This window comes from Ancylobacter sp. 3268 (assembly GCF_031456575.1).
Taxonomy (GTDB): Bacteria; Pseudomonadota; Alphaproteobacteria; order Rhizobiales; family Xanthobacteraceae; genus Ancylobacter.
Genome location: NZ_JAVDUX010000003.1, coordinates 20,854 through 33,693, shown reverse-complemented (window position 1 = coordinate 33,693; position 12,840 = coordinate 20,854). Strand labels below are relative to the sequence as shown.

Annotated in this window: 11 protein-coding genes and 1 pseudogene; 10 read left to right on the top strand and 2 right to left on the bottom strand. The window is 65.6% G+C overall.

Annotated elements, in window-relative coordinates; translation table 11 throughout:
* Nucleotides 1-49 precede the first annotated feature (49 nt).
* The 4 genes from J2X65_RS04600 (at nt 50) to J2X65_RS04585 (ending at nt 4,311) form a co-directional block, all read left to right on the top strand.
* On the top strand, nt 50-922 hold the full coding sequence (locus J2X65_RS04600; RefSeq protein WP_310198666.1) for a sugar ABC transporter permease: 873 nt from the start codon (nt 50-52) through the stop codon (nt 920-922).
* A gap of 1 nt (nt 923) precedes the next feature.
* Complete coding sequence (locus tag J2X65_RS04595) at nt 924-1,754, top strand: carbohydrate ABC transporter permease (RefSeq protein ID WP_310198662.1); 831 nt, start codon at nt 924-926, stop codon at nt 1,752-1,754.
* A gap of 9 nt (nt 1,755-1,763) precedes the next feature.
* The gene (locus J2X65_RS04590) at nt 1,764-2,765 is read left to right on the top strand and encodes an ABC transporter ATP-binding protein (protein ID WP_310198659.1); all 1,002 of its coding nucleotides are present in this window, start codon (nt 1,764-1,766) and stop codon (nt 2,763-2,765) included.
* A 109-nt stretch (nt 2,766-2,874) separates the two neighbouring features.
* Complete coding sequence (locus J2X65_RS04585; protein WP_310198657.1) at nt 2,875-4,311, top strand: mannitol dehydrogenase family protein; 1,437 nt, start codon at nt 2,875-2,877, stop codon at nt 4,309-4,311.
* A gap of 163 nt (nt 4,312-4,474) precedes the next feature.
* Here the strand turns inward: J2X65_RS04585 and J2X65_RS04580 are convergent.
* Nucleotides 4,475-5,345 (bottom strand): annotated as a pseudogene (locus J2X65_RS04580) (LysR family transcriptional regulator).
* 159 nt (nt 5,346-5,504) lie between these two features.
* Between J2X65_RS04580 and J2X65_RS04575 the strand changes: the two are divergent.
* Nucleotides 5,505-6,341 (top strand): oxidoreductase, encoded by an 837-nt coding sequence (locus tag J2X65_RS04575; protein WP_310198654.1) that lies wholly within the window; start codon nt 5,505-5,507, stop codon nt 6,339-6,341.
* Between the two features lie 471 nt (nt 6,342-6,812).
* Nucleotides 6,813-8,288 carry an MFS transporter gene (locus J2X65_RS04570; RefSeq protein WP_310198650.1) on the top strand — a complete coding sequence of 492 codons (1,476 nt, stop codon included), beginning with the start codon at nt 6,813-6,815 and terminating at the stop codon, nt 8,286-8,288.
* Nucleotides 8,289-8,501: 213 nt separating this feature from the next.
* On the opposite strand, the gene J2X65_RS04565 is transcribed toward J2X65_RS04570, so the two are convergent.
* A complete protein-coding gene (locus J2X65_RS04565) occupies nt 8,502-9,575 on the bottom strand; it encodes a D-TA family PLP-dependent enzyme (RefSeq protein ID WP_310198648.1) in 1,074 nt (357 codons plus the stop codon).
* 174 nt (nt 9,576-9,749) lie between these two features.
* Between J2X65_RS04565 and J2X65_RS04560 the strand changes: the two genes are divergently transcribed.
* The 4 genes from J2X65_RS04560 to J2X65_RS04545 all read left to right on the top strand — a co-directional run bounded on the left by J2X65_RS04560 (nt 9,750) and on the right by J2X65_RS04545 (nt 12,828).
* On the top strand, nt 9,750-10,595 hold the full coding sequence (locus tag J2X65_RS04560; RefSeq protein WP_310198646.1) for a transporter substrate-binding domain-containing protein: 846 nt from the start codon (nt 9,750-9,752) through the stop codon (nt 10,593-10,595).
* A 96-nt stretch (nt 10,596-10,691) separates the two neighbouring features.
* Entirely contained in the window at nt 10,692-11,354 is a 663-nt protein-coding gene (locus J2X65_RS04555) for an amino acid ABC transporter permease (RefSeq protein WP_310198644.1), read from the top strand.
* A gap of 7 nt (nt 11,355-11,361) precedes the next feature.
* Complete coding sequence (locus tag J2X65_RS04550) at nt 11,362-12,045, top strand: amino acid ABC transporter permease (RefSeq protein WP_310198640.1); 684 nt, start codon at nt 11,362-11,364, stop codon at nt 12,043-12,045.
* A gap of 12 nt (nt 12,046-12,057) precedes the next feature.
* Nucleotides 12,058-12,828, top strand: a complete 771-nt coding sequence (locus J2X65_RS04545) for an amino acid ABC transporter ATP-binding protein (RefSeq protein ID WP_310198637.1) — start codon at nt 12,058-12,060, stop codon at nt 12,826-12,828.
* Nucleotides 12,829-12,840 lie beyond the last annotated feature (12 nt).

The following is a 12,840-nucleotide window of genomic DNA, read 5'->3' as shown; positions in this document are numbered from 1 at the left end:
GCCGCCGCAGCCCCATCGTCGGCGACGTGCCCAAGCCGGGAATCCGTTCATGGCGACGCAAGCCTCACGCACCGCAAGCCGGCTCATGCTCTCCCCGGCGGTCGTCCTGCTGTTCCTATGGATGATCGTGCCGCTCGGCATGACGATCTACTTCTCGCTCCTGCGCTTCAATCTGCTGATGCCGGGAACGGAGGAGTTCACCGGCTTCGAGAACTACCTCTACTTCTTCACCGATCCGGCGTTCTGGCCGGCGCTGACGAACACGCTGACGCTCGTGCTCGGCGTGCTGGTGATCACCGTGCTGGGCGGTGTCGGCCTCGCAGTCCTGCTCGATCAGCCGATATGGGGACAAGGAGTGGTGCGCATCCTGGTCATCGCGCCGTTCCTAGTCATGCCCAGCGTCTCGGCGCTGGTATGGAAGAACATGCTGATGAACCCGGTGAACGGGCTGTTCGCGGCCATCGCCCGGGGACTGGGGCTGCAACCCTTCGACTTCTTCGCCGAGGCGCCGCTCGCCTCGATCATCACGATCGTCGCCTGGCAGTGGCTGCCTTTCGCCACGCTGATCCTGCTCACGGCGCTGCAGAGCCTCGACCGCGAGCAGATGGAGGCGGCCGAGATGGACGGCGCCGGGCCGTTCTGGCGCTTCCTTCACCTCACCGTGCCGCATCTGATGCGTGCGATCACCGTCGTCGTGCTGATCCAGACGATCTTCCTGTTGTCGGTCTTCGCCGAAATCCTGGTCACCACCAATGGCGGACCCGGGACCGCGTCCACCACGCTGACCTTCCTCGTCTACATGCAGTCCATGCTGCAATTCGACGTGGGCCTCGGCTCCGCCGGCGGCATCGTCGCCGTCCTCCTCGCCAACATCGTCGCGATCTTCCTGATGCGGATGATCGGCAAGAATCTGGAGACCTGAGATGGCGCGCGAAGTCTCCACCAGCCGCAAGGCTGTCGTCACCGCCATCGCCTGGGGCATCGGGCTGCTCATCTTCTTCCCGATCCTCTGGACGGTGCTCACCTCCTTCAAGACCGAGGGCGAGGCGATCAACCCGCACCCGTCCTTCCTGTTCTTCGACTGGACGCTGGAGAACTACCACACCGTCAATGAGCGTTCCGACTATCTCGGCCATTTCTGGAACTCGGTGGTGATCGCGCTCGGCTCGACGCTGCTCGGCCTCCTCATCGCCATCCCAGCGGCCTGGTCGATGGCCTTCGTGCCGGGCAAAAGGACCAAGGACCTGCTGATGTGGATGCTCTCCACCAAGATGATGCCGGCGGTCGGCGTACTGGTGCCGATCTACCTGCTCGCCCGCGACACCGGGCTGCTCGACAGCAAGACCGGCCTCGTCATCGTGCTCACGCTGGTCAACCTGCCGATCATCGTCTGGATGCTCTACACCTACTTCAAGGAAATCCCCGGCGAAATCCTCGAAGCCGCGCGCATGGACGGCGCTTCGCTCGGCTCGGAGATCCTCTACGTGCTCACGCCGATGGCGGTGCCGGGCATCGCCTCGACATTGCTGCTCAACGTCATCCTCGCCTGGAACGAGAGCTTCTGGACGCTGAACCTCACCGCCGCCAACGCGGCGCCGCTCACCGCCTTCATCGCCAGCTATTCGAGCCCCGAAGGCCTGTTCTACGCCAAGCTGTCGGCTGCCTCGACCATGGCCATCGCCCCGATCCTGATCCTCGGCTGGTTCAGCCAGAAACAACTCGTGCGCGGCCTCACCTTCGGCGCCGTGAAATAGGAGATATCGATGGGTGAGATCGTCCTTTCACAGGTCAAGAAGTCGTTCGGCGGCATCTCCATCATACAGGGGATCGACCTCGCCATCGAGAACGGCGAGTTCGTGGTGTTCGTCGGCCCGTCCGGCTGCGGCAAGTCCACCCTGCTGCGGCTGATCGCCGGGCTGGAGGACACCACCTCCGGCACCATCGCCATAGACGGTCGCGACGCGACCCGCCTGCCGCCGGCGCGACGCGGGCTCGCCATGGTGTTCCAGAGCTACGCGCTCTACCCGCATATGACGGTGGGGAAGAACATCGCCTTCCCGCTGCGCATGGCCGGCATGCCGAAGGAAGAGCAGGACCGCAAGGTCGAGGCGGCGGCCAAGGTTCTGAACCTCACCCCTTATCTCGACCGGCGCCCCAGCCAGCTCTCGGGCGGTCAGCGCCAGCGCGTCGCCATCGGGCGCGCTATCGTGCGCGAACCCTCGGCCTTCCTGTTCGACGAGCCGCTCTCCAATCTCGACGCGGCGCTCCGCGTTTCGATGCGGCAGGAGATTTCCGAGCTTCACCAATCGCTCAAGACCACGATGGTCTACGTCACCCACGACCAGGTCGAAGCCATGACCATGGCCGACAAGATCGTGGTGCTGAACGCCGGGCGGATCGAACAGGTCGGCTCGCCGCTGGAACTCTACAAGACACCCGCCAATCTGTTCGTTGCCGGCTTCATCGGCTCGCCGAAGATGAACTTCATCGACGGCGCCGAGGCGGCCAGGCATGCCGCCCATACGCTGGGCGTGCGGCCCGAGCATATCGACATCGCCGCCGACGGGCCGTGGAAGGGCGTGGTCGGCATCTCCGAGCATCTCGGCTCCGACACCTTTCTCAAGGTGCAGGTCGAGGGCATCGGGCCCCTGACCGTACGCGCCGGCGGCGAAGTGAGATTGCATCACGGCGATCCGGTCAGCCTGGCACCGCAAGCCGGCAAACTGCATCGCTTCGATGCCGCCGGAAAAGCCATCGCCGCCTGAGCCCTGAGGGCTCCGACCGGCATGACAGGTTGCCTCGCAAGGTACGAGGCGGATTCATTCGTCGCCCAAGGCTCCGGCGTGGACGGCGGCAAACTGGATGGCACAAGAGATGACCACGCCTGCCATATCGCTTCCCTCCTATGACCGCTCGGCGCTGACGCCGGGCATCGTTCATATCGGGTTGGGCAATTTCCATCGCGCGCATCAGGCGGTCTATCTCGATGACCTGTTTGCGCGCGGAGAAGGCCATGATTGGGCGATCATCGGCGCCGGCGTGCGACCGACCGACGCTCGCATGCGCGAGGCCCTCAAAGCGCAGGACTACCTGTCCACGGTGATCGAGCTCGATCCGAGCGGCAAGCGCGCACGCCGGGTGGGCGCGATGATCGACTTCCTGCCGATCGAGGCGGGCAATGCTGCGCTGATTGCGGCGATGTCGAAGCCGGAGATCCGCATCGTCAGCCTCACCGTGACCGAGGGTGGCTATTTCTTGGATCCGGCCGGCCGGCTGGACACCGCCAACGCGGAAATTGCCGCCGATGCCGCCACCCCCACGGCGCCGGAAACCGCATTCGGCACCATTCTCGCGGCGCTGAACGCACGTCGCCGGAATGGCAGTCCCCCTTTTACCGTCATGAGCTGCGACAACCTGCCCGGCAATGGCGATGTCACGCGACAGGTTGTGGTCGGCCTCGCCCGGCTGTTCGATGCCGGACTCGCGGAATGGGTGGCGGCCAATGTCGCCTTTCCCAACGGCATGGTCGACCGCATCACCCCGGCCACAGGTGAGCGCGAGCGGGCGATGGCGGCGGAATTCGGATTGGGCGACCCGGTTCCCGTCACCTGCGAGCCGTTCCGGCAATGGGTGCTGGAGGACCGGTTTCCAGCCGGCCGGCCGGCGCTGGAAAAAGTCGGCGTGATCTTCACCGAGCATGTCCACGCCTATGAGACGATGAAGATCCGCATCCTCAATGGCGGCCATGCCATCATCGCCTATCCCGCCGGGCTGATGGACATCGATTACGTGCACGAGGCCATGGAAGAGCCGCTGATCACCGCCTTTCTCGACAAGCTGGAGCGCGAGGAAATCATCCCCATCGTGCCGCCGGTGCCGGACACCGACCTCGGCGACTACTACGCCGTCATTCGCGAACGCTTTTCCAATCCCGAAGTGGCCGACACGGTGCGGCGACTTTGCCTCGACGGCTCCAATCGCCAGCCGAAATTCATCGTGCCTTCGATCCGCGATAACCGTGCCGCCGGGCGATTCCCCAAGGGCCTGATCCTCGCCTCCGCGCTATGGTGCCGCTACTGCGCCGGTACGACCGACAGTGGCGCCGTCATCGCGCCGAACGATCCCAGTTGGGACGAACTGACGGCACGGGCGCGGCAAGCCAGGACCGACCCGGCCGTCTGGCTCGCCATGAGGGAGGTCTATGGCGATCTTGCCGCGGACGACGAGGTGGCAGCGGCCTTCGCCGCGGCGCTGGACGCGTTATGGACAAACGGCGCACGAGCGGTACTCGCCGACTATGTCCGCAGCTGACCTTCGCGATGCTGACGCGGCAAGCAGCCATCCCGGCCACCGCGCGATCCTCCCCGGATGGGTCAAGCCGGCGAGACACTGACCGTTCACCGGGCGGTGCGGGAGCCTGAACGGCGGCTTCCGCGTTCACAGTCCGACGACGCCGACGTCCCGGCCTGTCGGACTACGGCGCTCCAAGCCGAAATTGCTCGTCCGCGACATGATTGGTCACCATGGTGATGAAGGCCCGTAGCCGCTGGAGGCGCCGGAGGTCCCGGTGATAACCTATCCAGATATCCCTTGAGGGTGGCTCTTCCGGCAGATCGAGCTTGCGTAGGCCCGCTATCTGATTGCCGACGATTTGCGGCAGAACGGCAATGCCGATGCCTTGGCGGCATATCCGTCCCTGCACGTTCCGATTGTTCGACCGGAGGAGCGGTTTCGCATTTGGAAAGCTCTCGATGAGCCAGGCAATATCCGGGAACTGGCCGGTCGACGTGTCGTGGGTGATGAGCCGGAAGCCGGCTCCGTCCCATACACCGGCTTGAGTGAGCCTCCCGCAACGTAGACGCCATAGGGCAGACGGACCAGTCGTCACTGCACGACATCAGGGTTGTCGAACGGGACGATCCGGAAAGCGATGTCCGCCTCCCGCTGCGCGAGGCTGAAAAGGCGCGTGCCCGTCAGGATTTCGATATCAACGCTGGGATAGGCCTTCGCATAATCTTCGATGATCGGCGGCAGGACATAGGCGCCAAACCAATCGGCAGACGATATGCGCGAGGTGCCCTGAAGGTCCTGTTCCTGCCCCGCGAGCCGCCGTTCGATGGCAAGAGCGCCCTCTTCCATCTGCTCCGCCAGGGCGATGACGGCGTTGCCTTCTTCCGTCGCAATGAAACCGTCGGCCGTTCTCTGAAACAGCGTGTGGCCGATGGCCTGTTCGAGGGCCCGAAGGCGGCGCCCGACCGTGGGGTGGCTCAGATGAAGCGCGCGGCCGCACCCAGCGTGCCGGTACGGGCTATGGACAGAAAGATCCTGACGTCGCTCCATTCCATCGCCATACCTACAAAAATGAACGGATAACGTACGATACTGTCAGCTATCGAACAAATCCAATCACCTATATTCGCCTCACCCCGTCGGACGTGGCCGCGCGCCGGCCGCTTCTCGCGCCGGCTTATGCGGCGCGCTTCCCGACGCTGAAGGAGGACATGATGAAAACCTGGCTGATCACAGGATGCTCGTCGGGCTTGGGCCGGCAGCTTGCCGAGGCCGTAGCCGCGCGAGGCGATTGCCTCGTCGCCACCGCCCGTTCGACGGATAGCCTGGAATCGCTGTGCGAACGCTATCCCGAGACGGTGCGCAGCCTCTCGCTGGACGTCACCCGCGCCGGCGACGCCGCAAGGGCCGTAGCTCTGGCCGAAAGCGCGTTAGGCGGTCTCGACGTCCTCGTCAACAATGCCGGCTTCGGCTCCATCGGCGCAATCGAAGAGGGAGAGCCCGACGAATATCGGCCGATGTTCGAGGTGAACCTCTTCGGCCTGATCGAGACGACCCGCGCCGCCCTGCCGGCGCTGCGCAAACGTGCCGGACCCTGCATCGTCAATCTCTCCTTCGGTGCCGGGATCGCCAGCTCGGCGGGTTTTGGCTTCTACAATGCTAGTAAGTTTGCCGTAGAAGGGCTGTCTGAGGCACTCGCCGATGAGCTTCGTCCGCTCGGTGTGCACGTGATCATCGTCGAGCCCGGCCCCTTCCGCACCGAGTTTCTCGGCCGCTCGATGATCACCGCGGCGCGGGAGATCCCCGCCTACGCCGCGACGGTGCCGGCGAGACGCCAATACCGTGAAACAAATAACGGCCGGCAGGCTGGCGACCCGGCCAACGCGGTCGCCGTGATGCTGCAGGCCGTCGATGCCGAGCACCCGCCGCTGCACCTGCCGATCGGGCCGCGCGCCCACGCGGTGGCGGAGCGGAAGCTGGACTCCTTTCGCACCGACATCGTCGCCTGGCGCGACATCTCCATCGCCACCGACTTTGACACGCACGACTAGGTCCCCCGTCATGACCACCATGTACGTGACCTATGCCGGCGATGCCGACACGCCATTCGACCGCGAACACCGGATCAACGTCCATTTCCCACTCGTGCGCCAATGCTGGGGTCCCCTACGGTCTCGAAGGCCTCGTCGGCTTTTTCCCGCAGGGAGACGGCGGCGACCTGATCGCGATCGCCACCTGCATCTTTAGAGACGAGGCCGCCAGGAAGCGGCATTGGCCTCACCGGAAACGGTGCGCGTGATGGCCGATATCGATCTCGTCACCGCCGTCAGGCCGCGGCGCAGCCTGGCTACCCCGCTCAGCGGTGGCAGCACGCGAGCCGGGAATTCAGCGAACCGCTAGAGACGTGAATATCGGCCTTGTTGTCGGCTTGGGGCCGATGACCCCTGCCCTGGCGACGAACCTCGTCGCTGCGAGTCATCCAGTGTGGCCCGAAGCCGCTCGATCAGGAATGGAAAACGCCCGTGAGCACGACACTGTCTCAATCAACGGCCCCGTCGACCGCCATGGCCCGGAACGATGGTGCCCCGCTCGATCCGCATCGCTGGGCGATGTTCGTGATCCTGCTGGTGGGCGCGTTTCTGCCACCGCTCGACTTCTTCATCGTCAATGTATCCCTTCCTTCGATCCAAGGGGATTCGGGCACCAGTTCCTCTGCCGAGCAACTCGTCATTTCCGCCTATGCCGCGCTCTATGCGGTGACGCTGACGACGGGCGGGCGGCTTGGCGATCTGTACGGTCGTGGCCGCATGTTCTTTCTCGGTATGATCGGTTTTGCCGCCGCCTCGACATTGTGCGGCTTCGCCTGGTCGCCTTGGGAGCTGGTCGCCGGACGCGCATTGCAGGGCGTTACGGCAGCCGTGATGGCCCCACAGGCGCTCGCTTCGGTGCAGGCGATATTCCCGGAAAAGGAAAAGCCGCTCGCCCTCAGCATCTTTGGTGCGGTCTTCGGCCTGGCCGCGGTGGTCGGGCAGTCGCTAGGCGGTCTCCTGATCTCGCTCAATCCCGTGGGGCTGGGGTGGCGGGCGATCTTCCTCATCAATCTCCCAGTGGCGGTACTTGTCCTGCTGTTCGGTGCTCCGCTGCTGAAAGAGACGAGCGCACGGGACGCGCGCACGCTGGATCTCGGCGGCATGGCCTTGTCAATGGTGACGCTCGGGGCGCTGATCGTGCCGCTGGTCGAGGGGCGCGAGGCCGGGTGGCCGCTCTGGTCCTGCCTGTCGCTCATCACGGTGCCGCTGCTGGCATGGCTCTTCTGGCGTTATGAGACACGACTGGCACGGGCAGGCGGCGTTCCCCTGCTCGACCCCAACGCCTTACGCGTCCCCGGACTGGGTCGCGCGCTGCTGATCGCGCTGCCGTTCTATTCGATCGGCACCTTCTTCCTGCTGTTCTCGGTTTATTTGCAGGGTGCGCTACATGTAACAGCCTTGCAGGCAGGTCTCGTCTTCCTGCCGTTTGGTGCCGGATTCCTGCTCGGACCACTGTCGGCGCCTTTTTTCAGGCGGTTCTTCGGCGCCTACGTCAATGCCATCGGCATGGGGCTGGAGGTCGTCGGGTTCCTGGGTCTCGCCGGGCTCATCGCGGCGACGCTGACCGGCGTGCATCCCGCACCGATGCCGCTTGCCGCCCTTCTGTTCGTCATCGGTTTTGGGCAGGGACTCGCGTTGCCGACCCTGATGCGGATGGTGACAGGCCGGGTCGCGCCGGCTTTTTCCGGCATGATCGCCGGCATCGCCAGCTCGACTCTCCAGGTCAGCACCGCGCTCAGCGTCGCCGTGATCGGTGGAATTTTCTACGAGGTCCTGGGCGCGCCAACCGACCCGGCCGCCATCACGCAGGCGCTTATCGTGGCCCTCCTCTGCATCGCCTTCTGTCTCGCAGGGGGCGTGGGTCTAAGCATCAGCCTCGTCCGGCTGGCGCGGTCCACTTCCCAGTGAAGAGCAGGACGCTAAGCGCCGGCCGTAGAAGCGTCCTTGCGCGGCACGCTGCCGATGCTCACATGCTCGTGCAGGACGTTCGACACCGGCCTGCCGGCACCCGCTTCATCGTGAGGGCGATGCTGTGGGACCGGCAGGGAGTTGGGGCGGGGATGTAGCAGCGGCGGATCGTTTCCCGCCGATCTCCAACTCCAGCGTCGGTCACGCCCGGAATCACACGATGCGCCCGCGCGCGGCGACCGGCCAGGGCGTGAGCGTGCCGGCGTCCAGTACATGCACCGTGTCGACCATGTTGGTCACCACGCAGGCATGATTGGGCACGACACGCAGACGCTCCCCCACCGCGAGGCCGATGGGCCCGCGGCTTACCAGCCGGCCATGCTCTTCGGAGAGCTGGTCGATGGCGATGTCCGGCCGCCCGAGCACATGGCCGTAGCCGCTGAGGCCGAGCAGGTCGGAAGTGAGGGTCTTGGAGCCGGCATCGATGATGGCGCGGTCCGGCGCGGGGACGGAGACGACGGTGGCGAGCACGGTGAGGGCGCAGTCGTCCCAGCCGCAGACGCCGCGTTCCACCAGCGAGCGGTCGTTGTAGACATAGGTGCCCGGCCGGTATTCGGTGGTCACCGGCGCCTCGGCCGCCTGCATCATCGAGGGCGTGCCGCCTGAGGTGACGACCGGAACGGCAATCCCCGCCGACTCGATCCGCGCCTTCGCCTCGCGCATGAACGCTTCCACCGCCGCGGCGGCGCCGACCGGCGGATAGGTCATCAGCCCGCCGAAGACGAGGCCGGGTGAGGCGGCGATCGTCCGGGCAAGCGCGGCGGCGGCCTCGGGGTTGGCGACGCCGCAGCGATGAGCGCCGGTGTCGCATTCCACCAGCACGGCGAGCGGCTCGGGCGCGGCGGCAAAGGTCGCCGACAGGCCGGCGACGACCGCCTCGCTGTCGGCCACCACGGACAGCCTTGCCCGCCGGGCCAGCATGGCGAGATGGGCGAGCTTGTCAGCGCCGACGATGTTGTAGGTGACGAGCACATCGCGGATCGCCGGCTCGCCCGCCAGCATGGCTTCCGCCTCCGAGAGCTTCTGGCAGGTGATGCCGACCGCCCCGGCTGCCAGCTGCAGGCGGGCGATCTGTGGCAGCTTGTGGGTCTTGATGTGCGGGCGGACCTTCAACCCATGCGCATCGGCATAGGATTGGAAGCGGGCGATGTTGGCGCGCGCCACTGCCAGATCGACCAGGACCGCCGGGGTGCTCGGAAGGACGGGGAGATCGGGGAGCGGGCTCATGGACATCCTCTTCATATGGCGGTTCCGGCGGCGACGCGAGCCGCGGCCGCCTCTTTCCATCTTGACAAGCTATGGGACGGGCGCATGATGACGTCAATCCAATAAAATGGATGCATGTCCGTTATATTGGACAAAAATGAGCGACACAAGCAGACGCAACACAGGGGAACTGGCATGCGCGCGTCCTTCCGCGCCGGCGTCATCGCGCTGGCTTCATCTCTTCTTCTCTCCGGCGCGGCGCTCGCGCAGGACGCCGGCGGCACGCTCGACAAGGTGCTCGCCCGCGGCCATCTGATCGTCGGCACGGGTTCGACCAATGCGCCCTGGCACTTCAAGGGCGCGGACGACACTCTGCAGGGCTTCGACGTCGACATGGGTCACATCATCGCCAAGGCCCTGTTCAACGACCCGAACAAGGTCGAGTACGTCAACCAGTCCTCGGACGCCCGCATTCCGAACATCACCACCGGCAAGGTCGACATCACCTGCCAGTTCATGACGGTGACGGGGGCCCGCGCCCAGCAGGTGGCGTTCACCATTCCCTATTACCGCGAGGGCGTCGGCCTCATGCTGAAGGCCGGTGGGTCCTACAAGGATTTCGCGGCGCTGAAGGCGGCGGGCTCCAAGGTCACCGTCGCGGTGCTGCAGAACGTCTATGCCGAAGCCATGGTCCATGCCGCGCTGCCGGAGGCGAAGGTCGACCAGTATGACAGCCAGGACCTCGTCTATCAGGCGCTGAATTCCGGCCGCGCCGATGCGGTGGCCACCGACCAGTCCTCCATCGCCTGGTTCATGACGCAGAATGCCGGCCGCTATGTCGATGCCGGCTATGGCTGGAGCCCCCAGACCTATGCCTGCGCGGTGAAGCGCGGCGACCAGGATTGGCTGAACTTCGTCAACACCGCCCTGCACGAGGCGATGACCGGCGTCGAGTTCGACACCTATGCTAAGTCCTACAAGACCTGGTTCGGCAAGGACCTGCCGCCGCCGCAGATCGGCTTCCCGGTCGAGTTCAAGTGATCCGGCGCGCCGGCTGAGGCCGGTGCGGCGACGCGGCCGATGATCTCCGGGCGCGCGGCGTTCCCCGCGCGCCCGTCCTCCCAACGGGACTCCGTCATGGGCTACACGCTCAATTTCTCCGCGGTCTGGCGCAGCTTCGACCTGCTGCTCGGCGGCCTGCTGCTCAGCCTTGAGCTGGCGGCGGCGGCGCTCGCCCTCGGCGCGGTGATCGGCCTGGCCGTCGCCTTCGCGCTGGCGGGCGGGCCGGCACCGCTGCGCCGCGTGGCGGGTGCCTATGTCACGCTGATCCGCAACCTGCCGATCCTGGTGCTGATCCTGTTCACCTATTTCGCGCTGCCGCAGCTCGGGGTCCGCATCGACAAGATCCAGAGCTTCGTGCTGACGCTGGCGGTCTATTCCGGCGCCTATCTCGCCGAGGTATTCCGCGCCGGGCTTCTTTCGGTGCCGCGCGGGGTGAAGGAGGCGGGGCTCGCCATCGGGCTGACTCCGATGCAGATCCGCACCTCGCTGGTCCTGCCGCTGATGCTGCGCAACGTGCTGCCTTCACTATCCTCGACGCTGATCTCGCTGTTCAAGGACACTTCGCTCGCCGCCGCCATCGCGGTACCGGAACTCACCTTCGAGGCGCGCAAGATCAATGTGGAGACCTTCCGCGTCATCGAGGTGTGGATGGTGACCTCCGCACTCTACGTTGTCACCTGTGCCGTGCTCGCCGCGCTGATGCGCGCCCTCGAGCGCCGCCTCGCCATTCCGAAGTGAGGCGCCGATGCTGGATCTGAGCGTATTCAACGATCTCTCCCTCTTCGCCAATGAGATCTGGATCGCCCGCTACGCCCTGCTTAGGGGGCTCGGCGTCACGCTGTCCATCTCGGCGCTCGCCATCGTCGCCGGCTCGGTGCTCGGCGTCGGCGTGGCGCTGGGCCTCGTCTACGGCCCGCGCGTGGTGCGGGCGACGATCCGCGTCTATGTCGACATCGTGCGCGGCACGCCGGTGCTCGTGCTGGTGCTGGCGAGCTACTATATCTTTTCCACGGTCGGGCTCGATCTCGGGCCCTTCCAGGCCGGGGTTCTGGCGCTCGCGGTGTTCTGCTCGTCGCACGTCGGCGAGATCGTCCGCGGCGCGCTGCAGGCGATCCCGCCCGGCCAGACCGAGGCGGCCAAGGCGATCGGCCTCACCTTCGGCCAGACCTTTTCAAGCGTGCTGTGGCCGCAGGCGCTACGCCAGATCCTGCCGACCTGGGTGAACACCGCCGCCGAGATGGTGAAGGCCTCCACCCTGCTCTCGGTGATCGGCGTGGCGGAACTGTTGCTGCGCACGCAGGAGATCATCTCCCGCAACTTCCTCAGCCTGCACTTCTATTTCCTCGCCGGCTTCCTCTATTTCCTCATCAATTTCGGCATCGAGCGGCTCGGCAAATATGTCGAGCGCAAGACCGCCGTTCCGTCCTGAAGGCGCGCGCCGATGAACAAGCCGCTTCTCGAAATCAAGGGGCTGCGCAAGCAGTACGGCGCCGTCGAGGTGCTCAAGGGGGTGGATTGCACCATGACCCAGGGGGAGGTGATCTCGATCATCGGCTCCTCCGGCTCAGGCAAGACCACCATGCTCCGCTGCATCAACATGCTGGAGGAGTTTCAGGGCGGGCAGATCCTGCTCGACGGCGAGGCCATCGGCTATGAGGAGCACCCGTCCGGCCGCCGTCGCAAGAGCGAGAAGGAGGTCGCCCGCCAGCGCGCGCTCACCGGCATGGCGTTCCAGCAGTTCAACCTGTTCCCGCATATGAGCGCCGCGCAGAATGTCATGCTCGGGCTCGTCAAGGTGAAGAAGATGGGCCGCGACGAGGCCCGCACCCTCGCCGAGCAGTGGCTGGGGCGGGTGGGGCTGGCGGCGCGGGCCGATCACTATCCCGGCCAGCTCTCCGGCGGCCAGCAGCAGCGCGTCGCCATCGCCCGCGCCATTGCGATGAATCCCAAGCTGATGCTGTTCGACGAGGTGACCTCGGCGCTCGATCCCGAACTCGTCGGCGAGGTGCTGCAGGTAATCAAGGGCCTCGCGGCCGAGGGCATGAGCATGCTGCTCGTCACCCATGAGATGCGCTTCGCCTACGAGGTGTCCAGCCGCGTCATCTTCATGAACAAGGGCGTGATCGGCGAAGAGGGCGACCCGAAGGAGATGTTCGTGCGGCCGCGCACCGAGCGGCTCGCCGAATTCCTCAAGACCTCCAGTTTCCAGTAGCAGAGCAGGACC